At 24.9% G+C, this 14993-nt stretch carries 12 protein-coding genes; 2 read left to right on the forward strand and 10 right to left on the reverse strand.

All coding sequences use genetic code 11. From position 1 onward, the window contains the following. Nucleotides 1-156: 156 nt before the first annotated feature. The 8 genes from CRIB_RS07220 to CRIB_RS07255 all read right to left on the reverse strand — a co-directional run bounded on the left by CRIB_RS07220 (nucleotide 157) and on the right by CRIB_RS07255 (nucleotide 10423). On the reverse strand, nucleotides 157-1197 hold the full coding sequence (locus CRIB_RS07220; RefSeq protein ID WP_180701719.1) for an ADP-ribosylglycohydrolase family protein: 1041 nt from the start codon (nucleotides 1195-1197) through the stop codon (nucleotides 157-159). 56 nt (nucleotides 1198-1253) lie between these two features. Beyond that, the gene (locus CRIB_RS07225; protein WP_180701720.1) at nucleotides 1254-2027 is read right to left on the reverse strand and encodes a YdcF family protein; all 774 of its coding nucleotides are present in this window, start codon (nucleotides 2025-2027) and stop codon (nucleotides 1254-1256) included. Between the two features lie 105 nt (nucleotides 2028-2132). Continuing rightward, nucleotides 2133-4127: a GTP-binding protein gene (locus tag CRIB_RS07230; protein ID WP_180701721.1), complete on the reverse strand. Its 1995-nt coding sequence runs from the start codon at nucleotides 4125-4127 to the stop codon at nucleotides 2133-2135. Nucleotides 4128-4283: 156 nt separating this feature from the next. Then, the gene (locus CRIB_RS07235; protein WP_180701722.1) at nucleotides 4284-5162 is read right to left on the reverse strand and encodes a MurR/RpiR family transcriptional regulator; all 879 of its coding nucleotides are present in this window, start codon (nucleotides 5160-5162) and stop codon (nucleotides 4284-4286) included. A gap of 467 nt (nucleotides 5163-5629) precedes the next feature. Next, the gene (locus CRIB_RS07240) at nucleotides 5630-7687 is read right to left on the reverse strand and encodes a sensor histidine kinase (RefSeq protein WP_180701723.1); all 2058 of its coding nucleotides are present in this window, start codon (nucleotides 7685-7687) and stop codon (nucleotides 5630-5632) included. 196 nt (nucleotides 7688-7883) lie between these two features. Then, on the reverse strand, nucleotides 7884-8582 hold the full coding sequence (locus CRIB_RS07245) for a response regulator transcription factor (protein ID WP_180701724.1): 699 nt from the start codon (nucleotides 8580-8582) through the stop codon (nucleotides 7884-7886). Nucleotides 8583-9109: 527 nt separating this feature from the next. Then, the gene (locus CRIB_RS07250; RefSeq protein WP_180701725.1) at nucleotides 9110-9697 is read right to left on the reverse strand and encodes a tRNA (mnm(5)s(2)U34)-methyltransferase; all 588 of its coding nucleotides are present in this window, start codon (nucleotides 9695-9697) and stop codon (nucleotides 9110-9112) included. A gap of 9 nt (nucleotides 9698-9706) precedes the next feature. After that, entirely contained in the window at nucleotides 9707-10423 is a 717-nt protein-coding gene (locus tag CRIB_RS07255; RefSeq protein WP_180701726.1) for a pseudouridine synthase, read from the reverse strand. Between the two features lie 348 nt (nucleotides 10424-10771). Here CRIB_RS07255 and CRIB_RS07260 point away from each other — a divergent pair, with 348 nt between their 5' ends. Further along, the gene (locus CRIB_RS07260; protein WP_180701727.1) at nucleotides 10772-11866 is read left to right on the forward strand and encodes an AI-2E family transporter; all 1095 of its coding nucleotides are present in this window, start codon (nucleotides 10772-10774) and stop codon (nucleotides 11864-11866) included. A gap of 143 nt (nucleotides 11867-12009) precedes the next feature. Beyond that, a complete protein-coding gene (locus CRIB_RS07265; protein WP_180701728.1) occupies nucleotides 12010-12954 on the forward strand; it encodes an alpha/beta hydrolase in 945 nt (314 codons plus the stop codon). 76 nt (nucleotides 12955-13030) lie between these two features. Here the strand turns inward: CRIB_RS07265 and CRIB_RS07270 are convergent, their stop codons facing one another. Both CRIB_RS07270 and CRIB_RS07275 read right to left on the reverse strand, forming a co-directional pair. Next, complete coding sequence (locus CRIB_RS07270; protein WP_180701729.1) at nucleotides 13031-13684, reverse strand: outer membrane protein assembly factor BamD; 654 nt, start codon at nucleotides 13682-13684, stop codon at nucleotides 13031-13033. A gap of 600 nt (nucleotides 13685-14284) precedes the next feature. Then, the gene (locus tag CRIB_RS07275) at nucleotides 14285-14896 is read right to left on the reverse strand and encodes a hypothetical protein (protein ID WP_243633487.1); all 612 of its coding nucleotides are present in this window, start codon (nucleotides 14894-14896) and stop codon (nucleotides 14285-14287) included. Between the last annotated feature and the right edge of the window lie 97 nt (nucleotides 14897-14993).

The following is a 14993-nucleotide window of genomic DNA, read 5'->3' on the forward strand; positions in this document are numbered from 1 at the left end:
ATTTTTTGGAGATTGATGACTATCCTAAAGATATAAATCTATACTTTAAGATGAGTTAACCCTATTTACTATTAGAGCTACTATACACAATAACATATTTTTATTTTATCATAGCCATAACCTATTGTAAATTATTGTAATTCGCCATATTTCTACTTAATTTTTTGGATACTTCTCAAACCACTCTTCACTTTCTTCATATCCAGTTAATAAATCCATTGAAATATTTTCTAATAATTCTTTAAGCTCAATTACATCAATCCATTCTTTAGGTATATTATCACTCCCTAAATATGCACCTAAAATATTACCACAAATAGCCCCTGTGCTATCACTATCTCCATCATGATTAACTGAACAAATTAATGCTTTTTTAAAGTCATTCTTATATTTTAAGCTGCTATATATAGCTATGGCTAATGCATCTTCTCCAACCCATCCTTCACCAAGCATTCTTATAGCATCTGTATCTACTAAATCATTTTCAGAAAGTTTAACTGCTTTTTCTACTATCTCTACACACTCACAATGTCCGTCCATATCCCTTGCAAATGATATAGCATGTTCTATAGCTTCATCAATTTCCATACCTTCAATAATGCATGATATTATACAAGATAACATTCCTCCACTAATGTATCCACTTGGATGCCCATGTGTTAATGCGGCGCAATCACATCCTAATCTAAATGCTTCTTTCTTATCATACATAAGTCCTATCGGTGCTACTCTCATAACTCCACCACACCCTTTGCTATTATTTATAGGGTCTCTTATACTCCCCATTTCTTCTTTGCATAATGAAGTTAAACAAGTATTTCCTGCACCTCTATCTTCATACAATTCATCATATTTTAATAAATAGCTATTATATGTACACTCATCATATCCACTTGTATCTATATTTCTTTGTGTAAAGTACCACCTTAAATAGGCATTGTATACTACAGCGGGTATATAACATCTACCTTTTTTGCAATTTGCTCTTAATATTCCTTCTGCCGTAAATAAAGTCATTTGGGTATCATCAGTTATTTCTGCAACACCTTTATCATTTAAAGTCAAATTAGTTATTCCATTACTTCCATATGTAGCCTTAATTACTTTAAGTTTTTTTAATTCTATAGGATGACCTAAAGCGTCGCCTATAGCTCCACCTAATATGCACCCCTTATAATATTTTTCATCTCTTTTCATACTATTACTCCTATAAATTAAAATAATATCTATAAATAATATGAAAAAATTTAATATTATATGTTTTTATAAGTAAGCATATATTCCATACTTTTAACTAAATCTATAATACTAGTTGGATATTCTCGTATCATATAATACAATCTTCCTGATATTGAGCTAGTAGAACAAATTCCTTCATTTTCTATACCTAAAATACTGGCAATAAGTCTTCCTCTAAATAAATGATAATCACTAGTCACTATAAGAACTTTTCCTTTATTGTTTATATTATCTAGTATTTTTTTACTATATATAATATTTTCTAATGTAGTTGTGGCCTTATTTTCTTCAATAATATTATTTGAATTAACTCCATTAGATATCAAATAATTTTTCATTGCTAAAGCCTCAGTGATATTTTCATCATTACCTTGACCTCCAGATACTATTATATTTACAGACTTATGTTTGTTGTAATACTCTATAGCCTTATCAAGTCTTAATTTTAATGTATTAGAAATTTCAGTGCCATTTACCTTAGCCCCAAGAACTATCATTGTATCTATATTATCTACTTTATCTGCATCTTTTGTTTCATTTATATTTAAAAGTATCAATCCTTCTAATAATAAAAATAAAGACACAAATATGATTATTATAACTTTATATATATTATAAATTATATTTAAATGCTTGCTTTTACTACATAAATCCCTCATAGAAAAAACTATATATATAAGAGCCATAGATACTATTAAAAATATAGATGAAAAACTAATTCCCCATTCAAGTATAGATAGTACACCTATAATAATCATAGCAGACATTATGTATTTTCTTTTGTTCATATTTATCTCCTTAAATTAATATTTATATAAAATTCGCTTCGCTTGAGCAACGTGTCGGCGAAGCATTTCAAAATGGCAAATTTCATACTGATAATATTGTTAATGCTATTTACATAGACAATGCATATGAGTTTTTGCTTCATTTCCCTTTACAACATATGCTTGTCCCTTAGAACAAAATATAGAATTAGAAGTATATTCTATGTCACTATCTTTATCATAATTTCTTTTTTCTAATACCTCTTCAGTATTATGACATATATCATATCCATCAAATATGTAACTAATAGAACCTGTTCCCTTACTGAAAGATACAATTTCAAGAGAATAATCCATAAATGTAGCTACTGGACCCCTTCCATTTACTATGGCTAAATTCTCATTAATAATAGGAGGTTCAAACTCACCACTCATTTTAGAAATATCAGACATAACCCTTCCAACATAATCAATAGCTATTTCTATACTAAATTTATAATAAGGCTCAAGCAATATATTTTTAGTGTTCTCAAGACCTTGTCTTAAAGCTCTAAAAGTAGCTTCTCTAAAATCTCCACCACTAGTATGTTTATTATGAGCTCTACCTGTAAGTAATGTTATATTTACATCAGTTAAAGGATATCCTCCTAATATTCCCTTATGATCTTTTTCAAATATATGAGTCTTAACTAAATTTTGATGACCTAAAATTAAATCATCCACATGGGCAATACTATCAAAACTTACCCCACTATTTCTATCGTTTGGAGTAATCCTTAAATGTACTTCAGCATAATGACCTAATGGTTCAAAATGACCATATCCAATTATTTCACTTTCTATTGTTTCTTTATAAAGTATTTCGCATGGACCAAATTCAACATCTATATTAAATCTATTTTTCACTATAGCTTTTAATATTTCAAGTTGTATTTTTCCCATAGCATGAATATGTATTTCCTTTAATGTTTCATCCCAAACTACATTTAATGCTGGTTCTTCATTGTTTAGTATATTAAAGTATCCTAATACCTCTCTTATATTTAAACTATTATCAAATATAACCTTAGATTTTAATGTTGGAACCATTTCTAGATTATTTTTTACTTTAAATTTACTTAGTTTAACTTCTGATATATTATGGCTTAAAACCAAGTCACCAATACTAGCTTTACTTAATCCACATACAGCAAAAACTTCTCCTGCATAAGCTTCATTTATAGATGTATATTTGTTAGAATTATATATCCTTATTTCATTTATCTTTTCATTTACATTATTTCCCTGGCTATAATTTACTTCATCTTTAACCTTAATACTTCCTTGTAAAGCCTTTATATATGTAATTCTATTTTTATTATCATCATATTTTATCTTATACACCTTGCCTATAAATTCATATTCTTTGTTATAATTTGTATAAGTTAAATAATCTAATCTTTTAATAAATTCATTTATACCAATATCTTGTATCGCTGAACCATACATTAATGGATAAATATTAGATTCTTTTATCATTTTTTTCATAGTATCTATCCATAAATCTTTATCATAATCTTCTTCTAAATATCGTTCAAATAAATAATCATCTCTTTCAGCTATAAATTCTATAATATCTTCATTTAAGATATTATCTAAATCTAGGTTTAAATTATCACTTATATTTATAACATCACTAGTTAAACTATTTTTTATATCACTTATAACTTCATCTAAGTTAGCTCCTTCTCTATCTATTTTATTTACAAAAAATATAGTAGGAACATTATACTTTCTAAGCAATCTAAAAACTGTCTTAGTATGTGATTGAACTTTTTCTATTGCACTTATTATAATTACAGCATAATCCATTATACCAATAGACCTTTCCATATCTGGAGAAAAATCTATATGTCCTGGTGTGTCTATTAAATAGTAATTAGATTCATTATATTTAAATGTTGCTTGTTCTGAAAATATTGTTATTCCTCTTTGTTTTTCTATATCATGATTATCTAAAAATGTATCTTTATTATCAACTCTACCTCTTTTTCTTATTGCATTTGTATGATAAAGAAGTTGTTCACAAAATGTGGTTTTCCCACAGTCTACATGTGCAAGTATTCCTATTATCTTATTCATATTTCACCTCTTTAAATCCCTCTTATATTAAGTACTATATCATCAAATTAATTTATACAATTAATTATATTATATATAAAAGGAGTACCACAAAATATTATTTGTGTATACTCCTTCTAAAGTTTATTATCCAATTTATACTAAGCTTATTATCATCTATTTATCATAAACAGAATATTTTTCCCAAATAGCTTCTAAATCATCAAAATGTTGTTTTATATCTTCTTTTTCTTTCATACCAACTGATACTATAAGTGCATTTGCTATACTTAAAGCTGGAACTAAAGAGTCAACAAATGATGCCATATTACTCTTAACTAATAATAAGTTATCTGTAAAAGATGCAACTGGTGCAAATAAACTATCTGTTAAAGATACTATATGAGCTCCTTTTTCTTTAGCATAACTTACTATCTGGTATGATTTCTTAGAGTATCTAGGGAAACTTACAGCTATTAAAACATCATCCTCATTTATCTTTACAACTTGTTCAAAAGCATCTCCCATATCTGTTCTTATAACATGAACACTGTCTAATATTATACCTAGATAAAATCCTAAATACTGAGCTATGGTAAATGAACTTCTCATTCCTACTATATAAATTCGCTTTGCTTTTAATATTCTATTTGATGCTTCTTCAAAAGCTTTTTCGTCAATTTCGTCTAAAGTGTCTTTTATGTTATCTATATCACTCTTTACTATTTTTTTAAGTATTGCAGAATCATCATTAAATTCCTTTATCATATCTACTCTTTGTACTGTTGTTAATTTATTTTTTATAAGTTCTTGAAGAGCATCTTGAAGTTTAGGATATCCAGAATATCCTAAGGCATTTGCAAATCTTACAACAGTAGATTCACTAACCCCTACCGTTTCTCCTAACTTACAAGCCGTCATAAATGCAACTTTATCGTAATTTTTTAATATATATTGTGCTATAAGTTTTTGTCCCTTACTAAACCTTGTATATTGTGATTGTATATGCGATATTAAATATTTGCTATCTTTTACTTCTTGCTTTGAATCTTTCATGATTTCTCCTTTGATTAAATAAATCTATAATTAATTTTTAAATTTTCTGTATATTGCAAAAATATTCTTTTACTATTAATATTATATCATCTTTTGCATAAATTTTAATATATTATGTGAAATATTTTTTATTTTTTGAAAACATTTTCTAATTAATCTGTTGTGCTAGTTATTTTACTACACATATTGAAATTACTACATAAAGTTTTTTACAAAGAATATAAACTATTCTAAACTCTAGTGTTTTAAATAATTAAATCCAACTAGCACAACGAGTTAATTATATATTAAATATATTCTTTTAATGATTTTACTTTATTTTCCAAATTACTCTCATTCTTTGATTCTATAATTCATGGTACTTATATCTGCTTTTCATATACATTTTATCTTTCTTATTTTCTAAATTACAAAAATATAAAAAGCTATGAAATTAAGTTTCTTCTAATTTCATAGCTTTTACATATTTAATCTATTAAATTAAATTCTACAACTGACTTAAATAAATCTCCATCTATATCTATCTCAAATCTACCACCTTGGGCATTTACTAAGTCTCTTGCAATAGCAAGACCTAACCCACTACCTTCAGTATTTCTAGACTCATCGGATCTTTTAAATCTTTCCATTATTTCTTCAGGGTCAAAATTTAATTCATAAGATGATATATTTTTCATTGTCAGTTTTACTTTATCATCCTCTTCAATTATATCAATATATACTCTAGTATTGTTAAGTGAGTATTTTGATATATTACTTAATAAGTTTTCAAGAACTCTATATAATTTTTTTCCATCTGCCATTATATAAGTCTTTTCTTCTGGTACTCTTAGCTTTAAATCTAAATTAGCATTTGATAACTTTTCTTCCATCTCACCTATAGCTTGTCTTAAAAGTTGAGTTATATCTATTTTTTCCATATTAAGCTCTAAGTTACCACTACTTGCCTTACTAGCTTCAAATAAATCTTCTATTAATACCTTTAATCTTTTAGACTTTGAATCTAATACATTTACATAATCTTTAATATGTTCAGGTTTTATATCCTCTTCTTTTTTTATTAATTCTATATAGTTAATTATAGAAGTTAAAGGTGTTTTTAAATCATGGCTTACATTAGTTATAAGTTCTGATTTTAATCTTTCACTTTTTAACTGATTATATATTGCCTTATCAAGACCTTCTCCTATATTATTTATATTTTCTGCTAAGTTGCTAAAATTATCATCACCTATAATATCTAGTTTATAATGTATGTCCCCACCTTTTATACGCTCAGTTCCTTCCATTATATAACTTAAGTACGATAGCTTTTTAATTAAGTAATAAACATATAGTACAACAATAGTTAAACTAAGTATTGGTCCAAATAAAAATAACAATAAAGTACTTCCAAATAAAAATCCTATAAACCAACCAATTGTTCCTACTCCTACACTTAATGCTGCTAATATTATAACTCTTTTAGCTAGTGGAATTGATTTTGTTACTTTATTAATATCCTTAAGTTGTTTCTTTCCTAATATTAATAATCTAACTATTAAACTAGTTTTTAATATTTCTATAGGTTTATCAAAGCTTTTTATTTCTTTTCTTAATATATAAGCTATTGCAAGTAAACCAAATATCCATATAAAAGTATATGCTAAATGTTCTAGTGAACCATAATAATAACCATAATATCCAGTTTCTATAGTTTCAAGTAAAATACATAGTAAACATATATCTAGTAAAAAATAAATCTCTAAAGGTATTATTTTATAAAGTTTTAAGTAAAAACTATTTCTATCCAAAACTTCACATTTCATTTTTTTGTATATTACTATTGAAATTATAAATAATATTAAAGATATTATAGCTGATACTATTATAATTTTAAAATAAATTACTTCATTATCAAAATCATTTTTTATCTCTGAAACCTTATCGTAATAACCATAATTTTCAAAGTTTTGATTAATTGATATACATACTTCAAAATCATATAAATTGTAAGTTAAAACATCTCTTAATTCTTTATTTACATTTACCTTTTTAAATATCTCATCTTTGATTTGCTTGGTATAGCTAATAACATCATTATTAGATGATAAGTCTACATCACATTCACCTTTTATATTTTTCTTAAAGTCTTCTATACTTTTATAATTAGTATTAGAATAAACCTCATTAGTATCTTTATTTATAGCTATATATTTCATATTTTTTATATATGATAATTGTTTTTTGGCAGAATCTTTTGCTTTCTCATAATGCTCTTTAAATTCATAATTTCTATTATCATTTTCATCCATTATAGATGTACTTGTCCAATATAATAATGGTCTAATTAAAGCTTCATCGAAAGCTTTACTCTTGTAAAAATCATCTTCTATAAGCTTTTTATCCTCATGCATATAACTTGTCATAACACCTCTACTATTATTTATAATAAAGTTAAAAGCAGGTATCAGTGCTACTATTAATGACAAAGATATCATTGCTGTGATTAAAAAAGCAAATTTTAACTTTTTATTTTCTTTCATACTCTCTCCTTTTTAATTAAACAGTAAAATCTTATATAATAAAAAATTCAAAATTCCAATTATGCCTATTGTAAGCGCTAAATTTATGTTTATTAGCTTAAAGCATATTATTACCCCTAAAACTTGAGTAATCATAAACATAGCTAAAATAAAAATACAATTAAATATAAGGCTTTTATTTTTTAATATTTTCCCATTATAATTTTTCAATTTTATATCCAACGCCCCACACCACCTTTAAATACCTCGGTTCTTTCGGATTAATCTCAATTTTTTCTCTTATCCTTCTGATATGTACTGCAACAGTATTTTCAACATTAAAGCTTTCTTCATTCCATACTTTTTCGTATATCTCATCTATAGAAAATACTCTTCCTTTGTTAGATAATAATAACTTTAATATTTTAAATTCTATTGGAGTTATTTTTACAATTTCTCCATCAACTTTTACTTCCTTTGTTGATATATTAAGTTCAAGTCCTCCACTTTTTAATATATCTTTATTAAAATTATCATTATTATAGTTGCCTAGAGTAACATATCTTCTTAAGTTTGACTTAACTCTTGCTATAAGTTCTAATAAATTAAATGGTTTTGTTATATAATCGTCTGCACCTATATTTAATCCTATTATTTTATCTGTATCTTCACTTTTTGCCGATACTAATATTATTGGTATATTTTTTTCTTCTCTTATTTTTATAGTCGCCTTTATTCCATCTAATTTAGGCATCATTATATCCATTAATATTAAATGGATTTCTTTTTCTACTAAAATTTCTAACGCTTCTATACCATTGTATGCTTTAAATATATTGAACCCTTCATTTTTTAAATATATTTCAATCGATTCAACTATTTCCTTATCATCATCTACTACTAATATGTTATACATTGTATCTCCCCTTTTTATAAATTACTTCTCACTGTATTATACATTAAAATCACATCCTTTTATAATTTATATTGATTATTAACTTTTACTATATATTTATAATAAGATAAATTTCTTACGTAATTATTAACTAAATTCTTACGATTTTCTTACAAAAAAAAATAGAACTTTCTAAATATGAAAATTCTACTTTTAATAAATTTATCTTCTTACTAAAAGTTGCATTGTCTTTTATATCATCATAAATGGTTTCACATATACGTCTGCTAAAACATAGTATAGATAACAATCGCTAGTTATATCTAATCCACTATACTTACCTCTTTTCTATAACAAATTCCAAAATATTATAAAAAGGCATTTCAAAATATATTAATAAGATTTATATCTCATAAATATCTATTTTAAAATGCCTTTTAGTTTATATAATTTTTATTTGTATTATGTTTGCCTAATATAAAATATTATACCAACATTGTATAATTATATATTAAAAATATCAATAATTTTCAATCGATTATACAAATTTATTTTATATATTCTTTTTTCTTCTCTATTAAAACAAGCTGTGGTGGATTATTTATTTGATTTATAAATCCACATTCTAATACGTTAAATTCATTTTGATCAAGATTTTTTACAAATTCATAAACACTATTTTTCTCTTCCATTCCCCCTTCATGCCCTGTGTATATTGCTATACTTATAACTCCATGAGGTTTTAATAAATTTAAAGAATGTTTAATGGCCTTAATAGTAGTTTCTGGCTTTGTGATTATATTATGATCAGCTCTTGGTAGATATCCTAAGTTAAATAAAACACAGCTTACCTCTCCTTCAACATACTTGTCCATATTTTCATGACCATCAAGTATTAACTTAACTCTATCGCTTAAATTTTCTTTATCTAACCTTTTTTTAGTAGATTTAAGAGCAGTTTCTTGTACATCAAAGCTATATACAAAACCATCTTCTCCAACCTTCTCTGCTAAATACTTTGTATCGTATCCATTTCCCATAGTAGCATCAACTACTATATCACCTTCATTTATAACTTTTTCTAAATATAATTTATTTATATCTGTAATCTTAGTTAAGCACTTTCCTAATTTCATACCACACCTCTATTTTATGCTTTTTAAATAAGCCACTTCTTCTTTAGTTAAATGTCTGTACTGACCTACTTCTAAATCTTTTAAAACTATTTTACCCATAGCTGATCTTTTCAGTCTAAGTACTGGATGGTTTATAGCTCTACACATTTTTCTTACTTGTCTATTTCTACCTTCATGTATTTTTATTTGACATATTGAGTAGTTCTTTTCTTCATTTATTTTAACTACTTTTATTTTAGCAGGAGCTGTTTTGTAGTCTTCTATATATAAACCTTCTTCAAAGTTTTTAATTTCTTGTGCATTTGGTACACCTTTAACTATAGCCATATAAGTTTTATCAACTTCATGTTTTGGATGAGTTAATTTATAAGTTAAATCACCATCATTAGTAAGTATTAATAAACCACTAGTTTCATAATCTAATCTTCCTATAGGATAAACTCTTTCATCTATATCTTTTACTAAATCAAGTACACTTGGTCTATCAAATTGATCTTTAACAGTTGTTATATAACCTTCTGGTTTATTTAAAACAATGTAAACATTATTTTTTTCTACACCTATTTGTTCTCCATCAATTTCAACTATATCTTTTTCCTCATCTATATTAAAGGCAAGCTCTGTAACTAGCTTTCCATTTACAGTAACTCTACCATCTAGTATTATTTCTTCTGCTTTTCTTCTTGATGCAACACCACAAGATGCTATATATTTATTTATTCTCATAATTTCACCTTTCTCTTATAGTTTTTAATATAATCCTCTTTACTTTCTGTATATTATATAAACATTAAAATGTTTCTTTATTACTATTTCTAATAAAGCAATTTTCATTTCATTATTATAATATAATCTATATGAGTAAAAATTAAAATATTTAATTTGCTATTTAATTAAATTAACTCTTATAAAAATACTTTATTTATTAAATGTACTAAAAAAAAGATATATTGTTAATATTCTTATTATAAAAGTTTCTTAATAAATTATTTTATATATAATACCTATATTTCTTATATTTGCATAAGATATATTTAGTAGAAGTTTTTAACATTATCTAAGGAGGGGTTTATTATGGTTTCGAAAGAAAATATAAAATACTACATACTTATAGCATTTATTTCTATACTCCTATACAAAGCTATCGATTCCCCAAGACAAATACTCGATAGCATCAATGGATTAATGTCTTTTTTTAGTCCATTTTTAGTTGGGATATTCTTAACATTACTTTTAAATCCTATGATAATGTTTTTAGAGCGAAAGTTTAAATCTCATAGACTTGTTAACATATTTTTTTCATACATATTAATATCTTTTGTATTCAGTGTTGGATTTAAACTATTAATACCTGCTATAATCGATACTTTAAATACATTAATAAATGAAATACCCAATTATATAAATATGTTAAATATATTTTTAAATAAATATTTATCTCAATCTCAGGTATTAGAAATACTTATACCTCACCTTCAAAATAATTTAAATAGTATATTAACAAAACTATTAGATTTATTCTCTAAGGTATCTTCAGATTTATTTATATATATTTTTAGCATAACATCATTACTATTTGATATAATAATGGGAATTATTTTATCTATATATATGCTATATGATAAGGAAAAAATAGGCCTTGGGTGTAAAAAATTATTATATGCTTTTTTTCCTATAAACAAAGCTAATAATATAGTCGAATTTTTTAAAGTATCCCATAATATTTTCTATCATTATATTATTGGAAAACTTATTGATTCTGTAATCATAGGTTGTTTAGCTTTTATTGGATTTAAATTTATCCTAAAAATTAATAATACATTATTTTTATCATTTATAGTATTTTTAACAAACATAATACCATATTTCGGACCATTTATAGGTGCAATATTCCCTATTGTTATGACTTTAGTTTATAGTCCTATAAAAGCAGTATGGGTAGCTTTATTCTTGCTTATACTTCAACAATTAGATGGAAATTTAATTGGACCTAAAGTTATGGGTGATCAAGTTGGCCTTAGTCCACTTTGGATAATATCTGCAGTTTTAATAGGAGGATCATTATTTGGAATAATTGGAGTCTTTTTATCAGTTCCTATAGCTGCTATTATAAAGTTTTCAATAGATAAATATGTTCAAAATAAAATCCATATAAGAATATCAAAGTAACTTCATAAATATTAAATAAAAATATCTATCAATATTGATAGATATTTTTATTTAATTTGATATTCAAAATAATCGACTTGCAATATTTTTAATTAACTATTATTATAGTAATATACTATATATATCAAACTAGGAGATTGACTATGAGTAAAAAGAAAAAAATAATATTAACTATTTCTATATTACTATTAATAGTAATTTTAAGTGTAGGTGGATTAGTAGGTAACTATTTTTATAACCTCGCAATAAATCCTTTTACTTCAAAGGATATGATTTTTGGCGAAGATGATGATGATTCTCTAGAGGTAGAAGCTGATGTTAACTGGCTTTTAAAAAATTCTAATTACATAGATAGTTATATAACTTCATCTGACAATTTAAAATTACATGCATACGAAGTAAAAAATGAAAATGAAACTAATAAATGGGCTATTGTAGTTCATGGATACACAAGTGAAGGAAAATTATTAAGTTCTAAAGCTAAACATTTATATGATATGGGATATAATATATTAGTCCCAGATTTAAGAAGTCACGGAAGTAGCGAAGGTGACTACATCGGAATGGGATGGGATGATAGATTTGATATAATTAATTGGATTAATTATGTTGTTAAAAATAATCCTAAATCTGAAATAGCTCTTCATGGAACTTCAATGGGTTCTGCTACTGTTTTAATGGTATCCGGAGAAAAACTTCCATCTAATGTAAAAGCTATTGTTGCTGACTGCGGATATACATCAGTTTATGATGAATTTAGCTATCAGCTTAAACAATTATTTAATTTACCAGCATTTCCTATTATGAATGTTTCAGATATTGTTACACATATAAGAGCTGGATATTGCCTAAATGATGCTTCTGCTATAGATCAAGTAAAAAAATCGACTACTCCAATATTATACATACATGGAGACAAGGATGATTTTGTTCCATATTATATGATGGATGAATTATATAATGTAACTAACTCAGAAAAAGAAAAGCTAACTATAGAAGGCGGGGAACATGCCAACTCAGATTTAGTTAACCCAAAACTTTATTGGTCGACAGTTAATAACTTCCTTGAAAAATACATTAAAAGTTAATATAATCAAATTAAAATATAAAAATAGTGCATCTATTAATAAATGCACTATTTTTATATTATTAAACCAATTAACTTTATATTTGTGATTCTTGTTGTGGTTGATGAGTCTGGTTTGTATTACTTGATTGACTTTGATTATTACTTGGAGTTTGTATTACTTCGCCAGTATTTTCTTGACTAGAATCACCTTGAGTATTTTCTAATTTATTATCTTGTTGATTGTTTTCTTCCTCTTGAGCTTTCTGTTCTTCTTTTTCTTTTAATGCATCTTGTTTTTGATTCTCTTTTAATGCATCTTGTTCTAATTTATATTGCTCTTTGCTTGATACATCTTTTGCATTTTCTTTTCTTTCTTCTTGAGACTTTTTATATTCTTCATTTAGCTTTATAAATTCTTTTTTCTTTTTAGATGCTTCTTTTTTTATTTCTGATGAGCCACCTTTTAAATTTTCTATAACATTTAGACATTCTATTGCCTTATCATAATTTTGCTTTTCTTCATATTCTGCTGCATCATTCATTTTTACAGCTTGCATATACATACTTCTTGCATTTTCATTTGTACTATCCGCAGTTAAAACTTGAGATAAAAGATCTTGTGCCTTTGTATATTCATGTTTTTCTAAAGCTAACTTACCTTCATTAAGTAATTCATCTTTTTTAAATGCTGAACATCCAGTAAAAAATATTGTTATAATCATAAGTATTAAAATCTTCTTTTGTTTCATAAAATCCCTCCGTATATGTAAATTATAGCATTTTTTTGGATTTAATGGCTAAAAATGTATTTTTTTAGATAATATCCTTAATTATTATAATATATTTACTATTCCCTGTAAAATTAATATTATTTAACTACTTATTAATACAATTAATTAAATAACGTAGTGATAACTTGTACTAAAGTAATTATTGTACTCTCCTCATAAATATAGTTGATGAAATAACTTTACATCCAAATTTCTATTAGACTCTATTATCCTTGAAAGTACTTAAAGTACTACATCATTTTACCTTATCTGCATCATAAATAATTAACTCGTTGTGTTAGTTAAATATGATTATTGAAAACACTAGAGCCTAGTAAACTATACTTTTATAGTTCAAAAACTTTATATAGTAATTTCAATATATTTAGTAAAATAATTAGCACAACAGATTAATTATATATTTTTTAATATTTATGTTATAAAATATATAAAGTCAGTTACATTTAATACTCTCATTTAAATTAATTTTTTAAACAATAAAATCTATAATTATTCTTACATAAAAATAATTATAGATTTTATTCCCTAAAAAATTTACTATATATTTAATATTAAAACTTATATAACCTTAAAAAGTTTACTTAAATTTATATCAACAAAGTCTATATCTAAATCTAATTTATCTGGTATAGTTATATCTTTGTTATTTTTAGTTATTACTAATATCTTAGGAACTTCAAAGAATGGTATAGTTGATTTTTCTATTTTTTCTTCAATTCTATCATACTTAAATATATTAAAATTTTCATCTATATTTATATCAACTAATATTTGTTTTATATCATTATAATTATCTACATACTCTATAAATAAATCATATGTGGATTTATCTACTTTAACATTTCTATAAAAACGTCTTACTTTATATCCTCCTGTTTCAAGTTTTATAGCTAATTCTGAACCAATTACTACTTTAACTAGTTCTTTACCTTTATACATTTTACTTCCATTTAAATAATATATATAAGTATTATCTCTATATCCAGAATAATTTAGATTGCAAGGATATTTCCTTAAAGTATACTCATTACACATTTTCCTTAATGTTTTTTTAAATGGTTTTCTCGTATATTTTCTTCTTGTCCCAAAAAACTTTCCAACTTGTGATTCAGTTATACATCTAATTTTACTAACTAGTATTAATATCTCTTTTTCTACTCCTACCATCATGTCTATATCTCCTCGAAGTTATTATTTATTGGTTATAGTATCAATATATTAAATTAATGCTTTAAAATTTACAGTTTTAATAAAAAAATTCACTTCG

It is taken from the genome of Romboutsia ilealis (assembly GCF_900015215.1).
Classification (GTDB): domain Bacteria; phylum Bacillota; class Clostridia; order Peptostreptococcales; family Peptostreptococcaceae; genus Romboutsia; species Romboutsia ilealis.